The sequence below is a fragment of the Streptomyces sp. NPDC050388 genome (genome assembly GCF_040655635.1).
GTDB lineage: Bacteria > Actinomycetota > Actinomycetes > Streptomycetales > Streptomycetaceae > Streptomyces.
The window spans coordinates 1-14,318 of the sequence record NZ_JBFAKH010000020.1; the positions used below are offsets into that span (position 1 = coordinate 1).

General features: G+C 70.4%; 18 protein-coding genes. 15 read left to right on the forward strand and 3 right to left on the reverse strand.

Annotated elements, in window-relative coordinates:
• Window positions 1–135: 135 nt before the first annotated feature.
• Window positions 136–816 carry an IclR family transcriptional regulator gene (locus tag AB0I73_RS13900; RefSeq protein ID WP_363036967.1) on the reverse strand — a complete coding sequence of 227 codons (681 nt, stop codon included), beginning with the start codon at window positions 814–816 and terminating at the stop codon, window positions 136–138.
• Between the two features lie 149 nt (window positions 817–965).
• Between AB0I73_RS13900 and AB0I73_RS13905 the strand changes: the two genes are divergently transcribed.
• The 8 genes from AB0I73_RS13905 to AB0I73_RS13940 are packed head-to-tail and all read left to right on the forward strand — an operon-like array spanning window position 966 to window position 8,964.
• Window positions 966–2,609, forward strand: a complete 1,644-nt coding sequence (locus AB0I73_RS13905) for an FAD-dependent monooxygenase (RefSeq protein WP_363036969.1) — start codon at window positions 966–968, stop codon at window positions 2,607–2,609.
• On the forward strand, window positions 2,606–2,839 hold the full coding sequence (locus AB0I73_RS13910; protein WP_363036971.1) for a hypothetical protein: 234 nt from the start codon (window positions 2,606–2,608) through the stop codon (window positions 2,837–2,839). The genes AB0I73_RS13905 and AB0I73_RS13910 overlap by 4 nt, the downstream gene beginning before the upstream one ends.
• 58 nt (window positions 2,840–2,897) lie before the next feature.
• A complete protein-coding gene (locus AB0I73_RS13915) occupies window positions 2,898–4,268 on the forward strand; it encodes an MFS transporter (RefSeq protein ID WP_363036973.1) in 1,371 nt (456 codons plus the stop codon).
• Between the two features lie 26 nt (window positions 4,269–4,294).
• Window positions 4,295–5,491, forward strand: coding sequence for a homogentisate 1,2-dioxygenase (locus AB0I73_RS13920; RefSeq protein ID WP_363036975.1), 1,197 nt, complete (start codon window positions 4,295–4,297; stop codon window positions 5,489–5,491).
• Window positions 5,488–6,360, forward strand: coding sequence for a hypothetical protein (locus AB0I73_RS13925; RefSeq protein ID WP_363036977.1), 873 nt, complete (start codon window positions 5,488–5,490; stop codon window positions 6,358–6,360). The genes AB0I73_RS13920 and AB0I73_RS13925 overlap by 4 nt, the downstream gene beginning before the upstream one ends.
• On the forward strand, window positions 6,357–7,559 hold the full coding sequence (fahA, locus tag AB0I73_RS13930) for a fumarylacetoacetase (RefSeq protein WP_363036979.1): 1,203 nt from the start codon (window positions 6,357–6,359) through the stop codon (window positions 7,557–7,559). The genes AB0I73_RS13925 and fahA overlap by 4 nt, the downstream gene beginning before the upstream one ends.
• A 2-nt stretch (window positions 7,560–7,561) precedes the next feature.
• Window positions 7,562–8,323, forward strand: coding sequence for a CoA transferase subunit A (locus AB0I73_RS13935; protein WP_363036981.1), 762 nt, complete (start codon window positions 7,562–7,564; stop codon window positions 8,321–8,323).
• The gene (locus AB0I73_RS13940) at window positions 8,323–8,964 is read left to right on the forward strand and encodes a CoA transferase subunit B (RefSeq protein ID WP_363036983.1); all 642 of its coding nucleotides are present in this window, start codon (window positions 8,323–8,325) and stop codon (window positions 8,962–8,964) included. Before AB0I73_RS13935 ends, AB0I73_RS13940 begins: the two co-directional genes overlap by 1 nt.
• Window positions 8,965–9,399: 435 nt before the next feature.
• Here AB0I73_RS13940 and AB0I73_RS13945 read toward each other — a convergent pair whose 3' ends face one another.
• Window positions 9,400–10,380 carry an ankyrin repeat domain-containing protein gene (locus AB0I73_RS13945; RefSeq protein ID WP_363036985.1) on the reverse strand — a complete coding sequence of 327 codons (981 nt, stop codon included), beginning with the start codon at window positions 10,378–10,380 and terminating at the stop codon, window positions 9,400–9,402.
• 181 nt (window positions 10,381–10,561) lie between these two features.
• Between AB0I73_RS13945 and lepB the strand changes: the two genes are divergently transcribed.
• Both lepB and AB0I73_RS13955 read left to right on the forward strand, forming a co-directional pair.
• Window positions 10,562–11,224: a signal peptidase I gene (gene lepB, locus AB0I73_RS13950; protein WP_363036987.1), complete on the forward strand. Its 663-nt coding sequence runs from the start codon at window positions 10,562–10,564 to the stop codon at window positions 11,222–11,224.
• Window positions 11,225–11,343: 119 nt separating this feature from the next.
• On the forward strand, window positions 11,344–11,511 hold the full coding sequence (locus AB0I73_RS13955; RefSeq protein ID WP_363036989.1) for a hypothetical protein: 168 nt from the start codon (window positions 11,344–11,346) through the stop codon (window positions 11,509–11,511).
• Window positions 11,512–11,602: 91 nt separating this feature from the next.
• Here AB0I73_RS13955 and AB0I73_RS13960 read toward each other — a convergent pair whose 3' ends face one another.
• Window positions 11,603–11,878: a hypothetical protein gene (locus AB0I73_RS13960; RefSeq protein ID WP_363036991.1), complete on the reverse strand. Its 276-nt coding sequence runs from the start codon at window positions 11,876–11,878 to the stop codon at window positions 11,603–11,605.
• 41 nt (window positions 11,879–11,919) lie between these two features.
• Here AB0I73_RS13960 and AB0I73_RS13965 point away from each other — a divergent pair, with 41 nt between their 5' ends.
• The 5 genes from AB0I73_RS13965 to AB0I73_RS13985 all read left to right on the forward strand — a co-directional run bounded on the left by AB0I73_RS13965 (window position 11,920) and on the right by AB0I73_RS13985 (window position 14,307).
• Window positions 11,920–12,297, forward strand: coding sequence for a hypothetical protein (locus tag AB0I73_RS13965; RefSeq protein WP_363036993.1), 378 nt, complete (start codon window positions 11,920–11,922; stop codon window positions 12,295–12,297).
• On the forward strand, window positions 12,294–12,683 hold the full coding sequence (locus AB0I73_RS13970) for a hypothetical protein (RefSeq protein ID WP_363036995.1): 390 nt from the start codon (window positions 12,294–12,296) through the stop codon (window positions 12,681–12,683). Before AB0I73_RS13965 ends, AB0I73_RS13970 begins: the two co-directional genes overlap by 4 nt.
• 67 nt (window positions 12,684–12,750) lie before the next feature.
• Window positions 12,751–13,134, forward strand: coding sequence for a hypothetical protein (locus tag AB0I73_RS13975; RefSeq protein WP_363036997.1), 384 nt, complete (start codon window positions 12,751–12,753; stop codon window positions 13,132–13,134).
• Between the two features lie 395 nt (window positions 13,135–13,529).
• A complete protein-coding gene (locus tag AB0I73_RS13980) occupies window positions 13,530–14,114 on the forward strand; it encodes a DUF6461 domain-containing protein (RefSeq protein WP_363036998.1) in 585 nt (194 codons plus the stop codon).
• Window positions 14,095–14,307: a hypothetical protein gene (locus AB0I73_RS13985; protein ID WP_363037000.1), complete on the forward strand. Its 213-nt coding sequence runs from the start codon at window positions 14,095–14,097 to the stop codon at window positions 14,305–14,307. Before AB0I73_RS13980 ends, AB0I73_RS13985 begins: the two co-directional genes overlap by 20 nt.
• Window positions 14,308–14,318: the final 11 nt, after the last annotated feature.

The following is a 14,318-nucleotide window of genomic DNA, read 5'->3' on the forward strand; positions in this document are numbered from 1 at the left end:
AACTCCGGCGGATAGTGCTTCATGACCACGAGATGTCCGTTCTCAGATCCTCAGGATCCAGTGTCTCGTGTGTCCAAGATCAGGGGTCAAGGCCCGGCAGGAGGACAAGCGCCCGGGAGGCGGATCCCTGGCCGGTCAGACGGACGGACTCAGCGCCGTGGTGAGGCGCTCCGCGGCGGCGACGACGGCGGGGGCAGCGGCCTCCGCCAAGTCCTGATGGTGAGTCAGGACGGTCACCGCGGCGGGCTGCTCGTCAGACCGGGCGCCCACGGGTGAGGCGACGCCGAAGATACCGGGCAGGACTTCCTCGCTGGTGACCGCGTACCCGCGGACGCGGACGTCGGCGATCCGCTCGGGCTCGTCGGGCGTGGGGTCCGCGGCGGCCAGCAGGGCGAGGCCGCCGGCGCCCCGGTCGAGGGGGTCCCGGTTCCCGATGCGGTACGAAAGCCGGGCGCCGGAGCCGGGCGGCTCGACGACCGCGACGGCCACCGCCTCCATGCCGTCACGGACAACGAGGCAGGCGGTGGCGCCCAGTTCCGCGGCGAGGTCACGCAGCACGGGCTGCGCCGTGTCGAGCATGGGGGGGCGGGACTGCTGGGCCAGGGTGAAGAAGGCGACGCCGATGCGGTACCGGTTGGCCTCGTCCTTGGATGCGAAGTCCTGCCGCACCAGTGCCGTCAACAGTCGGTACGCGATGGACCGGTGAACACCCAGCCGGGCCGCGATCTCACTGGCCGTCAGCCCCTGCGGCTCCTCGGCGATCATGCGCAGCGCCATGAGCCCCCGCTCCAGCGTCTGCGAACCTCCAGCGGCCACCTCGCGCCCCTTCCCTCAGGTCCTTCTCTCCGCAATGAAGGAACTTTTTCCCCTTGGCCTCTTGACGTGAGGACATTATCGCGACGAAGGTGTTGCAACATTCGTAACGCGTTGTTTCGATATTTGCAACAGCTGGGGAGTGTGTCCTCGTGTACTTCGAACCGCACCATCACGACTTCGTGGACTTCGCCTCTACGGCGCCCGGCGCCGACCCCGAGCAGGTCGTGGTGGCCGGAGCGGGACCCGTGGGCCTGGCCGTCGCCCTGGGCCTGGCTCGCCGCGGGGTCGCCGTCACCGTGCTGGAGGCCGGTGACTCGGTCTGCCACGGCAGCAGGGCCATCTGCCTTTCCCGCCACTCCATGGAGGTCCTGGACCGCATCGGCGTGGGCGGGGAGTTCGCCCGGCTGTCCCTGCCGTGGACCACGGGCCGCAGCCACTACCGCGACACCGAGGTGCTCGCCTTCGCCATGCCGCACGGCGAGGCGGACGTCCGGGCGCCGATGGTGAACATCTCCCAATCGGTCGCCGAGCAGATCCTGCTCGACGCCGCCCTCGCCGAGCCGCGGATCAAGCTGCGCTGGAAGAGCAGGGTCACCGGCGTCACCCAGGACGAGGGCCAGGTCACCGTCGAGGCTGAGACCCCGGCCGGCCCGCGCGTCCTGCGCGCCCGCCACCTCGTCGCCTGCGACGGCGCGCACAGCGCGGTCCGCAAGGCGTTCGACGTCCACCTCGAGGGCACCAGCTACGAGGGCCGGTACGTCATCGCGGACATCCACTGGGAAAGCGAACTGCCCACCGAACGGCAGGCCTGGTTCAACCCACCGTCCAACCCGGGCCAGACGATCCTGCTGCACCGCCAGCCCGACGACATCTGGCGCATTGACTACCAGATCGACACCGATGAGGACCCCGAGGAGGCGATCCGCGAGGAGAATGTCCGCGCCGTGATCACCCGTCACCTCGAGTGGCTCGGCACCAGGAAGCCGTGGACCCTGGAGTGGTCCAGCCTGTACCGCGCTCACGCCCGGGCCCTGGGTTCCTTCCTGCACGGCCGTGTCCTGTTCGCCGGCGATGCCGCCCACCTGGTGCCGATCTTCGGCGTGCGCGGCCTCAACTCCGGTCTGGAGGACGCCGACGTCTACGCCTGGGCGCTGGCCGCCGTGGTGAACGGAGAAGCCGACGAGCGGATTCTGCGTACCGTCGCCGACGAACGGCGGGACGCCTGGCGGCAGAACGCCGAACAGGCCGAGAAGTCCACCCTGTTCATGACGCCCGGCACCGACGGCTACCGCCTCACCCGGGACGCCGTCCTGCAACTCGCGTTGGCGCGGCCGGTGCTCACCCACCTCGTCAACCCGCGTCAGTCCAGCGCCACCCACAGCCGGACCTCGCCGCTCACCCACACAGCCGCCCCGGCGGCGAGCGGCCCGCTCCCCGGCGACCCACTGCCCGACCTCAAGGTCATCCCGGTGGGCGGCGAGGAGACCGGCCTGCACGCCCTGCGCGGCGCCACCTTCTCGCTGATCGCCGCGGCCACCGCCGCCGACGCCGCCCGCGTGGCGTCCGAACTCTCCGCCTTCCTGCCCGTCACCGCCCTCGCCACCGAGGGCGAACCCGCCCCCGGCGTGCCGGTTCTGGGCCATGAGGCAGCTGCCCGCCTCGGTCTGGCCGATGGCGAAGCGCTCCTCGTCCGACCCGACGGTCTGGTTCTCGCCCGGATCCGTACCGGCGAACCGCTCGGCCCGCTCACCCGACACCTCACCGACCAGCTCACCGCAGGAGGAGCGCGATGACCGCCACCACCAAACCCGCTCCGACCACCGTCGCCGCCGTCCAGGACGACGAGGACCGCGCCATCGCGCACGCCGAGGCCACCTGGCGCACGCTCAGCGAGGCCATCGACCGGGTCGGCGAAGCGGGCCGAGTGCCGTTCCTCGTCCGCCTCACCATGCTCACCGCGCTCGACCACCTCACCCCGGAGCGGTTCGCCGCCCTGGTGGCCGAGGCAGAGAGGACCGCGTAACCGCACGCCCACGTCTACGGACGACCCCACCCTCCTACGGACGACAACGGAGTCCTCCTTGTCCGAACCCACTGCCCCCGCGTCGGCGAAGGCGCCGACCGGCGCCACGGGACGCGGCTTCGCCCGCGTCGTCGGCGCCGCCCTGGCCGGCACCACCATCGAGTTCTACGACTTCTTCCTCTACGGATCGGCCGCCGCGCTCGTCTTTCACAAGGTCTTCTTCCCGGCCGGCGACCCGGTCATCGGCATCCTCCTGGCCCTGGCCACCTACGCGGTGGGCTTCCTGGCCCGCCCGGTCGGCGGGATCCTCTTCGGTCACCTCGGGGACCGCATCGGCCGCAAGAAGACGCTCTCGCTCTCCCTCGCCCTGATGGGTGGCGCCACCGTCCTGATGGGTCTCGTCCCGTCGTACGACTCGATCGGCGTCGTGGCGCCGATCCTGCTGACCCTGCTCCGCCTGGTGCAGGGCGTCGCGCTCGGAGGCGAGTGGGGCGGCGCCATCCTGCTCGTCACCGAGCACTCCCCGAAGCACCGGCGCGGCTTCTGGGGCGCCTGGCCGCAGACCGGTGGCCCGCTCGGCAACATGGTGGCCACCGCGGTGCTCGCCGTCCTCGGCATGTCGATGACCGACGCCGAGTTCGAGTCCTGGGGCTGGCGCATCGCCTTCCTGCTCTCGGCGGTCCTGGTTTTGATCGGTCTCTGGCTGCGCCGGGCCGTCGAGGAGTCCCCGCAGTGGCTGGCGCTGCAGGACAATGGCCGTTCCCACGAGGGGCACGCCCCGCTCAAGACCGTCCTGCGGGACCACAAGCGTCAGGTCACCATCGCCGCCCTCGCCAACCTGGGCGAGAAGGCCGCCTACTACTCCTTCAGCATCTTCCTGCTCTCCTACTTCAGCGAACAGCTGGGCCTGCCGAAGAGCACCGGCCTGATCGCTGTCGCGATCGGCTCCGTCTTCCAGGTCGCTGCGATGCTGGTCGGCGGCCACCTCTCCGACCGGCTCGGCCGGAAGAAGGTCAATCTGACGGTCGCGGCCCTGCTACTCGTCTGGGGACTGGTCGGTCTCCCGCTGGTGGACACCAAAGAGATGGGCCTGATCGTCCTCGCCGTCTCGGTCGGTCTCGCCCTGCACGGCCTGATGTGCGGCTCCCAGGCCGCGTTCTTCTCCGAGCTGTTCCCGAGCGCCGTCCGATACACCGGCGCCTCGCTCGGCTACCAGATCGCCACCGTTCTCGGCGGTTCCGCCGCCCCGCTGCTCGGTGTCGCCCTGATGCGGCAGACCGGCTCCACCTGGCCGGTCGGTGTCTTCCTCGTCGCTGCCCAGCTGTGCACCATCTCGGCCTTCCTTTGGGCCGGTGAGACGAAGGACCGCGACCCCGACGCGGCACCCACCCCCGACGCGGCACCCGTGCCGGTCGCCGGTGCGCTCTGACACCCCCTACGAAAGGAGGCCGGCTCATGGCCCACTACCGCAGCCTCGGCACCATCCCCCCGAAACGGCACACCCAGTTCCGTTACGACGGCGACACCCTCGCCTTCGAGGAGCTGATGGGAGAGGAGGGCTTCTCCGCCGACTCGTCGCTGCTCTACCACCGGCACATCCCGTCCGCGATCACCGACTCCACCGTCTGGGAGCTTCCCGACACGGCGACGGTCCCCAATCACCCCATGAAGCCACGTCACTTGAGGCTGCACGAGCTGTTCAAGGACGACGCCTGGCAGGACACCGATGTGGTCACGGGGCGTCGTCTGGTGCTCGGCAACGGTGACGTGCGCATCTCCTACGCAGTGTCCGGCCGGGCCTCGCCGCTGTACCGCAACGGCGTCGGGGACGAGTGCGTGTACGTCGAGTCCGGCGCCGCCCGCGTCGAGACGGTCTTCGGCGTTCTGAACGCCCGCGCCGGGGACTACGTGGTGATCCCGCGCGCCACCACCCACCGCTGGATCCCCCAGGGGGACGAACCGCTGCGCACCTACTGCATGGAGGCCAACAGCCACATCGCCCCGCCCAAGCGCTACCTGTCCCGCTACGGCCAGCTCCTCGAGCACGCCCCGTACTGCGAGCGCGACCTGCACGGGCCGACCGAGCTGGTCGAGGGCACAGGCACCGACGTCGAGGTCCTGGTCAAGCACCGCGGTGCGGGCGGCGAGATCGTCGGCACCCGGTTCCTGCAGGCCCACCACCCGTTCGACGTGATCGGCTGGGACGGGTGCCTGTACCCGTACACCTTCAACATCGAGGACTTCGAGCCGATCACCGGGCGGGTCCACCAGCCGCCGCCTGTCCACCAGGTCTTCGAGGGCGACAACTTCGTCATCTGCAACTTCGTGCCACGCAAGGTGGACTACCACCCGCTGGCCGTCCCGGTGCCGTACTACCACTCCAACGTCGACAGCGACGAGGTCATGTTCTACGTCGGCGGCGACTACGAGGCACGCAAGGGCTCCGGCATCGGCCAGGGCTCCGTCTCGCTGCACCCGGGAGGCCACAGCCACGGCCCGCAGCCCGGCGCCTACGAGCGCTCCATCGGCGCCGAGTTCTTCGACGAACTCGCCGTCATGGTCGACACGTTCCGCCCCCTGGAGATCGGCGAGGGCGGCCGGGCCTGCGACGACGGCGCCTACGCCTGGAGCTGGGCGGGGCGGCGAGCATGACGGTCCCGCACGCACTACTGGACGCGCTGGTCGACGACGCGGGCCTGTTCCCGCCCACCGCGCTGCCCATGGACCGGGCGGTCGAGCGGCACCGCGCAGACGCGGCGGCCGGGGAGGCGATGCACACCCACCGCTTCCTCGTTCCCGCGTCCCGGCTCGGCGAGCTGCGCTCCCTGCTGCGCGACGGCGAGGTCTTCGAGCTCGGTCTGATCGCGGACCAGGACGCCGAGACCCTCGCCGCGGCCTGCGCGCAGATCCTCGCCGACCCACGGCTGCGGCTCGCCCTTCTCGAAGTGCCCCTCAAGGCCTTCGGCGAGGACGAGCACACTGCCCTGGACGCGGTGTCGGCCACGTTGCAGGACGTGCCCAGCGAGGTGCCCCTGTACGCGGAGCCGGTTGTGCAGGCACACCCCGAGCCACTGCTCACCGCGCTCGCCGCGCACGCCGGAACCCGTCCCTTCGGCGCCAAGCTCCGCTGCGGCGGGGTCCGCGCCGAACTGTTCCCGTCGGTGGAGCAGGTCGCCGCGTTCGTGTGCGCCTGCGTCGCGGCCGAGGTGCCGTTCAAGGCGACCGCCGGACTGCACGAGGCGGTCCGCCACACCGCGCCGGAGACGGGTTTCACCCACCACGGCTACCTCAACCTGCTCCTCGCCATGGCCACCGCTGCCGACGGTGGGGACGAGGCTGCCGTACGAGCCGTCCTGGAGATCGAGGACGGCGGCGAACTCGCCCGCCGCGCCGACACGCTGACCGGGGAACAGGCCGTCGCGGCGCGCCACGCGCTCGTCTCGTACGGCTCCTGCTCCACCGCCCGTCCCGTCAGCGAGGCGCGGGCCCTGCTCAACACCCCTGTGAAGGAACACGAATGACCACCACCTGGGTCACCGTCCCCGACGGCTCACCCTTCCCGATCCAGAACCTCCCCTACGGCGTCTTCACCCCGAAGTCCGGCGGTGGGGCACGCGTGGGCGTCGCCATCGGCGAGCAGGTCCTCGACCTGGCCGCAGCCCTCGGCGACGACACTTTCGCGCGGGGCTCCCTGAACGCCTTCATGGCCCAGGGCCGTGCCCGCTGGCAACAGGTCCGTGCCGACATCACCCGGCTGCTGACCGACGCCACGGCCCGCCCCGCCGTCGAGCCACACCTGCACGCGCTCACCGACGTCGGTCTCGGCATGCCGTTCGAGGTCGCCGACTACGTCGATTTCTACGCCTCCGAGCACCACGCCGCCAACATCGGCCGCATGTTCCGGCCGGGCAGCGACCCGCTGACCCCGCAGTGGAAGCACCTCCCCATCGGCTACCACGGCCGGGCCGGCACCGTCGTGCCGTCCGGGACACCGGTGGTGCGCCCCAACGGGCAGAAGCGGCCCGCCGACGGCGGACTGCCCGGCTTCGGCCCGTCCTCGCGCCTCGACATCGAGGCCGAGGTCGGTTTCGTCGTCGGCGCCCCCTCGGAGCTGGGCAGGCCCGTCGCCGTCGATGCCTTCCGCGAGCACGTCTTCGGCGTGACGCTGGTCAACGACTGGTCCGCGCGCGACGTCCAGGCCTGGGAGTACGTGCCGCTCGGCCCGTTCCTCGGCAAGTCCTTCGCCACCTCCGTCAGCTGCTGGGTGGTTCCGCTCGACGCCCTGGAGGCCGCACGGGTCGCCCCGCCGGCGCGTGAGCACGAGCTCCGCCCGTACCTGGCCGAGAAGGAGGACTGGGGCCTCGACCTCACCCTCGAGGTCCGCCTCAACGGCCACCTGGTGGCCACCCCGCCGTTCTCCGCCATGTACTGGACACCCGCCCAGATGCTCGCCCATATGACGGTCAACGGCGCCTCGCTGCGCACCGGCGACTTCTACGCCTCCGGGACCGTCTCGGGCCCCGAGGAGAACCAGCGGGGCTCCCTCATGGAGCTCGCCTGGGGCGGCGAGACCCCGGTGAAACTGCCCGACGGCTCGATCCGCACCTTCCTCGAGGACGGCGACGAGATCACCATTACCGCCACCGCTCCGGGCGCCGACGGCACCACCATCGGATTCGGCGCCGTGACCGGCCGCATCGAGCCGGCCGTGGAGGCGTGAATATGGACAAGACAGTGGCCTCCGCGGCCGAGGCGATCGCGGACATCCCCTCCGGCGCCACCCTCGCCGTCGGCGGTTTCGGCGTCTGCGGCGTGCCGCAGGAGCTGATCGACGCCCTCCACGAGCAGGGTGCCGGCGACCTGAGGGTGGTCTCCAACAACTGCGGCACCGACGACCACGGCCTCGGCATCCTGCTCCGGGCCGGGCGGATCAGCCGGGTCACCGGCTCCTACGTCGGCGAGAACAAGGAGTTCGCCCGCCAGTACCTGGCCGGCGAACTGGAGTTGGAACTCGTCCCGCAGGGCACGCTCGCCGAACGGCTGCGCGCGGGCGGCGCCGGCATCCCGGCCTTCTACACCCCGGCCGGTGTGGGCACCGCCGTCGCCGAGGGCGGCGTGCCGTGGAGGTACGCGGCCGACGGCTCGGTCGCGGTCGAGTCCCCGGCGAGGGAGACCCGTGTCCTCGACGGCGAGACGTATGTTCTGGAGCGGTCCATCACCACGGACTTCGCCCTGGTGCGGGCCTCGAAGGGCGACCGGCACGGCAACCTCGTCTTCGACAAGACCACGGCCAACTTCAATCCGCTGTGCGCGACGGCCGGCCGGGTGACCGTCGCCGAGGTCGAGGAACTCGTCGAGCCCGGTGAGATCGCCCCCGAACACGTCCACCTGCCCGGCATCTTCGTGCAGCGCGTGGTCGAGGTGCGAAAGCGGGGCGCCAAGCCCGTCGAGAAGCGAACCGTCCGCGAAGGGAGCGCCGTCTGATGGCCTGGACCCGCACCGAGATGGCGGCCCGCGCCGCCCGCGAGCTGGCCGACGGCCAGTACGTGAACCTGGGCATCGGCCTGCCCACCCTCGTCCCCGATCACCTGCCCGATGACGTCCATGTCGTCCTCCACTCGGAGAACGGGATCCTCGGCACCGGCCCTTACCCCACCCCGAACGCCGTCGACCCCGACCTCATCAACGCGGGCAAGGAGACCGTGACCGTCGTCGCCGGCGCCGCCTTCTTCGACTCGGCGCTGTCCTTCGCCATGATCCGCGGCCGCCACCTGGACGTCGCCGTCCTGGGCGGCATGCAGGTCTCTGCGCGCGGAGACCTCGCCAACTGGGCGGTCCCCGGGAAAATGATCAAGGGCATGGGCGGGGCGATGGACCTCGTGCACGGTGCCCGCCGCGTCATCGTCCTGATGGAGCACGTGGCGAAGGACGGCAGCGCCAAGCTGGTCGAGTCCTGCACGTTGCCGCTCACCGGCCGGGGCTGCGTCCACCGCGTGGTCACCGACCTCGGCGTCCTCGACGTCACCGATGAGGGCTTCCGGCTCGTCGAACTCGCCCCAGGGGTCACCGAGCAGGAACTCCGCGACAGGACGGGCGCGCCGGTGCTCACCCCCGCCGCCGTCTGACCCGCGTCCGCAGCCACCGAACGGGCCGCCCCGAGAGATCGGAGTGGCCCGTTCGGCAGTGAGTCCTACGTTGCTGATGGGTCGATTGGGGCCAATGGAAGAAAGGCCTCCTGGCAGCTCGCGGTTGTCGAGTTCAGCGAGAAGCAAGAGGCCCTGGTGTCGAAGTGTCGCGTGGTCGCAGTCGCGGAGTCCAGTTCGTCCCTCTTGGGTGTGACTGCCTCGCCCATCGGTTCGGCAACGCGGCCGACCGGCCGGAGCGCAGGCCCCGGTACGCCTCGGACATGAGCGATGCGGAGTGGGCAGTAGTGCGGGACCTGCTGCCGGTTCCGTCATGGCTGGCGGTCCGGGGCTGCAGGCCGGAGGGGTACTGGGCACACGGAAAGAGCTCACTGGCTGGGCGGAGAACAACGCTTGGCCGAAACGCTCAGTAAGGCCTCAACGGCACCGCACGATCCGGCGCGGTCCACGGCTCAACGCCCAGCAGTCCCTGCCGGTTGCCTTGGTGATGCCTCCCATCGCGCAGGCATACGCGAGGAGGTTGGCGTCGTAGGGGAAGGTGATGCCGGGGCGCTGCCAGAAGCGGTAAAGCCAGTGCTCCGGCGGAGCATCCGCGAACGGCGTCAGGGAACCTATCTCCTCATGCCGTACTTCGGTGCCGTCGCGGTAGAGCGTGCCACAGGTGCCGCCCTTGGGGTTGAAGAAGAGGCTGTAGGTGGTGGCCGGCGCCAGCCTGCGGGCCAGTTCATCGTCGTCCAGCTCATTCGAAAAGGGCTGGCTGACGATACAGCCCAGTGCGGTACCGGTGACGCCAACCGCATAGTTCCCGCCGGCGTCGAACAGGTCCCTCTGGTCCATCTCGGAATCCTGCTGGAATACGGGGCACTTTGCAGGATCGGCACCGAGTCGACGGATGACCTCATCCTCACCGAGGACATCGGTGAAGGTCACTCCCAGGCCTTCGGTATGGATCTTCTCTGCCGAGAAGACGCTGATCAGCCGGTCCGCCCGTGCCTGCTCGGCCCGTTGCGCAACCGTCAACGGCACTGCCCCGGGCGTGCCCGCCACCAAGGGCGCAAGGCCCGTGGTCAGGGCGAGCCGCCCCGGTGTCCACTCATCCACGCACGGCCGCCACGCATCGGCTCCCGACTCCAACAGTAGCTGCACGGTCTGCCCCTGCAGGTGCTCGACCGCCCACCACAAAGGCGTACGCCCCCGTTCATCAGGGATATCCACCTCCCGCGTATAGGCGAGCATCGCGGTCACCGCCTCAGCGGCGCCCGCCGCTGCCGCCAGATGCAGGGGCGTCTCCTCAAATGACCCGTAGCGGGCAGTCGGAGACTCCCCTCCCGCAAGCCGCGCCCGGACAGATGCCAGATCGTTCCAGTCCTGGAGATGCCAGAAGTCTCTCGTACTCATTTCGTGATCATCGCAAACAGCACTGACAGCAACGACAGCAACGCCGGAACTCGCAGAGCCTCCATTGGCCTTGGGAGCCGACCGCGGGTGATCAGCGGGGGCAGGAGCTGGGTGCGTTTCTGTACCGAGGTCACATAGCCTCTGCTGGCCCGCACAGCCGTCGGGCGGTTCAAGGGGAGGGATGCTCATGTGGCAGCGAAGAACGATCGCCAGGTTGAGAGATGTGGCCTGGGTGTTGGCACCCTTCGGGTTGGCCCTCCTGGTAGGGGCCATCGTGTACACCCTCGCGAACTACAAGACGGTCACGATCATGGGCGACTCGATGAGGCCCACATTCCGCCCGGGTGATCGACCGCTGATCGAGCAGATCGACGCGACCGAGATACGTCGAGGTGATGTCGTACTCATCGATGCACCCGAGCACTATCAAACGGGAGGACCGGCGTTGCGGCGGGTCATCGGGACAGGCGGCGATCACGTGGCGGGGGCTGGGAATCGGGTCACGGTGAACGGAAGGCCACTCGACGAGCCGTATGTGACGGATGTCCACGAGGACCTGGGGGTCGTCCCGTACGACGTGAAGGTCCCGGAGGGGCGGTTGTTCGTGCTCGGCGATCACCGTGCGAACTCCAACGACTCGCGTTACCACCTCAGCGAGCAGTCAGGCAGCCTCGCGGCCTCCGGAGTGCAGGGGCGAGTAGTGGAGAACTCCGCCGCGCCAACGGTGCTGGTGGCAATCGGAAGCCTCGGGATGGTGCTGACCCTGCTCGGCATCGGAGGGCACATAGCCAGACGGCGCGCCCAGAGATCGCTTCAGCCCGCCGCACCATGGCCCGTGGCCTGAGCGCCTCGCCCCAGCCGGAGAAACCTCTCCCACCACCGAGTGCCCACCCCGGGCCAGCCGTACAGCAGCCCCCCAGCAATCGGCCTCCGAAAGATTCGTGTCCTGGGTAGCGTGAGTCCATGTCGACGCGGGGGCCGACGGTGCGCCGTCTGCTGGCCCTGCGGCGGGAGGGGAAGCTCACCACTGGGCAGGTGAGGTCGGCGGCGGACGTGTTGGGGGGCGGCCGCCGCGCGCACGGCCTCGGCGTGGAGTTCACCGACGTGGAGCAGATCGACATCGAGCTGTAGGCAGGTTCACGCATCCTGACGAAAACATCGCACGGCTTCATCCAAGGCTTCGGTCGCAACCGATGAGGAGGTCCTCACAAGAGCGAGCACATCAGCGGAAGAGAGCGCTGCAGCAAGCGGCGATCGCCCTTCTTCCGTAGCTCCTTTCCTCTTGGCAGCCGCTGCCAATAGTGGACACCTGCTGCTCGGGGTCGGTGATGGTGCGGGCCAGTTCCACGGTCCGATCCAGTGGAGCCACGGCTTCCTCGACTCGGCCCGCGCCTGCCCTCGCCTCCGTCATCGTGCGCAGCGCGAACGCCTGCCGTTCGGCCTCGCGCGGCCCGTGCCCCGCGACACCCGCGCCGGCCGCGCGTCGGGGGACACACATACCTGCAGAGAGGTCTGCACCTGCGGGTAGGGTTCTTCGGCATGAGCACAACACCGCCCGACCTGCGCCGGGTTGGCCTCCGCGCCGCCCCCGGAACCGGGGCGGCCTGCACCGCCGCCGCGTTCGGCGCCGGGTTCACCCGCCCCGCCGGCCCAAGCGGCAGCGCGCACCCGGACCACATCGTCGTCAAGCACTCGGCCTGCCCCCGCCACGGCACCGGGAACCAGCCCAGGACCGGGGACCCGTCGCCCGGCGTGTGCACCGGCGATTACGCGACCCTGGGCAATGAGGCCGCCCTGCGGGAGGAGGCGCTCTCGACCGCCTGCCGGTTCCTCCGGGACAGTCGGGCCACGGACGCCGAAGCCGCTGCCCGGGCGCTACGGGACGCCGCCCGTGTTCTGGAACGGGGCCGCCGGTGAACACCCCCCGCTGGGTCACCCCGCGCCGCCTCGGCGCCACCGCCGCGCTCTACGGCGTGTTCGTTGCGGGCTGGTACCTGGGTCAGCCCGTCACCCCCGAATGCCACGTCGACCAGGCCGCCCGCGACCGGATCGCCGAGGAGTACGAAACCGAACCATCCCCCACCCCCACCCCCACGCCGACGGCGTCCCCGTCACGGTACGCCTCGAAGTCCCCCCTCCCGCTCGACCCGACGCCGGATCCGGCCCACAAAACCCCCTACCACCCGCCTGGGGTCGTCAGCGACAGGTGGTCCCAGACGATCACCACCTACGCCGTCGCCTGCACCAACGACACGAGCGAACGCCCCCGCCTGCGCGCGTGGTTCCAGGGTCACTGGCGGTAGGGAGGAGGTGTGGCCCGGGGTGTTGGCCAACGCGGGCGCCGGCCTCATATCGTGCGACACTCCCCGGATGCCTGCCTGGATCACCCTGCGCCGCCTCGGCGCCGCCACCACTGTGTACGCTGTGTTCCTGGCCGGGTGGTGGCTGGGCCAGCCGGTGCGCTCCGACGGCTGCCTCGAAGACCGGCTCACCGCCGGGGCAAACGGTCGTCCCGCACCGGTAGAACCGGCCGACCCCGCCCGGTACCTCGAGAACCTCGACCTCGACTTCGGTCTCCTCGACTGGGCCGACGACCTGGACGGCCGCCGTGACGGCGAGTACGGCCCCAGCCACTACGGGCACGACCTGCGGGGCGGGCCCGAAACGTACGTCACGTCCGGCGCTGTCTACGCTCCCTGCTCCTACAAGAAGCGCGCCCGCCTGCTCGCGTGGATCAACGGTGACTGGGGCTGACCAGGCCCTCGGAACTGGCGACCTCTCGTAATCGGAAGTCGCGTATTCCGTGGCCGGTGAGGGCTCACGGTCACCGTGAGTGACTGTGCGGAACGGCGCTCGGTCGGCGCCGGGCGCCGCCGCTGCAGACCGGGCACCTTCCCGCCCCGAAGGCCCCAGCCCCGCGTCCGGCCCCCTCCCATGCGCTGCAGGCCGTCATCCCCACGGATGGGGGCCGCGACCGAGCCCCCCAGACGCTCGCCGCCGTACTCGCTGATGTTGCTGCATGCGCCGTCGTCGCTGAGCCGGTTTCTCGAAAGAAGCTCAACCGTGCCGCGTACATCGCCGGAGGCCTCGTGGCGGCAGGCGCCCAGGGCTCCCTCGGCGTGTCAGTGCCGACGGTCATAGTGGGCGGCATGAACTCCGCCGCCCACTATGACCGTCTCCTCGCCGACCTCGGCCTGTCCACCGCCGCGACCTTCACGGCCATCTGCACGGACGACGAAGATGACGTGATCGGCTGCTTCGGCGGCGACCCCGCCCAGGCCCGCCCCGGCACCTTGTCGGACACCAAGGACGGCTGGGACGGTGAGAAGCAGCGCATCGCGGTCTCGCGCAGCGGCACCACCGTGGTGGTCGTGGAGGGCAACCAGTTCCAGGGCTCGCGCGAGGAAGTGCTGCGCCCGCTGTCCCGGCTCGGTCGGGCCGCGAGCGCCTTCTGGAACGTCAACGCCAATTCACGACTCAGCCTGGCCGAGGACGGTCTGGTCCAGTCCGCCTTCGACCTGTACCGCCCCGACCAGCCGCACGGCGCCGCTCCGCACGCATGGCGGCCGTACCTCGACGGGCTGGGCTTCGGACCCGAGCGCACCTGGGGCGCCGGCCTCACCGCCCTCGAGCGGGCGACCGCCGCAAGGCTCGACGCAAGCTGGGCGGCCGGCCCACACCTCGTCCTCGAGATTGAACCGGTGCCCCAGGCCCGTGCTGCCGCAGGGCCTTGAAGACTCGCCGCTGCTGGCGCAGGCGCCGTTCGACCGCTATCTGGCCGGGCTCGGCCCGCACCTGCTCCCGGAGATGCAGCGGTACGCCATGACGCTCGCCGTCACCCAGGCAGGCCTCGCAGAGGACCCACTGGCCGTTGCCGCCCTGTCCGCTGGCGTCGGCGGTCCGGCCTATGGTCGTGATCGGCCATAGGCCGACCTGGA

Bases quoted from the DNA above. Each gene is read 5' to 3' on its own strand.
- AB0I73_RS13935 (WP_363036981.1), top strand. From the start codon at position 7,562: ATGGACAAGACAGTGGCCTCCGCGGCCGAGGCGATCGCGGACATCCCC.
- lepB (WP_363036987.1), top strand. From the start codon at position 10,562: ATGCTCATGTGGCAGCGAAGAACGATCGCCAGGTTGAGAGATGTGGCC.
- AB0I73_RS13925 (WP_363036977.1), top strand. From the start codon at position 5,488: ATGACGGTCCCGCACGCACTACTGGACGCGCTGGTCGACGACGCGGGC.
- AB0I73_RS13955 (WP_363036989.1), top strand. From the start codon at position 11,344: ATGTCGACGCGGGGGCCGACGGTGCGCCGTCTGCTGGCCCTGCGGCGG.
- AB0I73_RS13965 (WP_363036993.1), top strand. From the start codon at position 11,920: ATGAGCACAACACCGCCCGACCTGCGCCGGGTTGGCCTCCGCGCCGCC.
- AB0I73_RS13920 (WP_363036975.1), top strand. From the start codon at position 4,295: ATGGCCCACTACCGCAGCCTCGGCACCATCCCCCCGAAACGGCACACC.
- AB0I73_RS13910 (WP_363036971.1), top strand. From the start codon at position 2,606: ATGACCGCCACCACCAAACCCGCTCCGACCACCGTCGCCGCCGTCCAG.
- fahA (WP_363036979.1), top strand. From the start codon at position 6,357: ATGACCACCACCTGGGTCACCGTCCCCGACGGCTCACCCTTCCCGATC.
- AB0I73_RS13960 (WP_363036991.1), bottom strand. From the start codon at position 11,878: ATGTGTGTCCCCCGACGCGCGGCCGGCGCGGGTGTCGCGGGGCACGGG.
- AB0I73_RS13940 (WP_363036983.1), top strand. From the start codon at position 8,323: ATGGCCTGGACCCGCACCGAGATGGCGGCCCGCGCCGCCCGCGAGCTG.
- AB0I73_RS13975 (WP_363036997.1), top strand. From the start codon at position 12,751: ATGCCTGCCTGGATCACCCTGCGCCGCCTCGGCGCCGCCACCACTGTG.
- AB0I73_RS13980 (WP_363036998.1), top strand. From the start codon at position 13,530: ATGAACTCCGCCGCCCACTATGACCGTCTCCTCGCCGACCTCGGCCTG.
- AB0I73_RS13945 (WP_363036985.1), bottom strand. From the start codon at position 10,380: ATGAGTACGAGAGACTTCTGGCATCTCCAGGACTGGAACGATCTGGCA.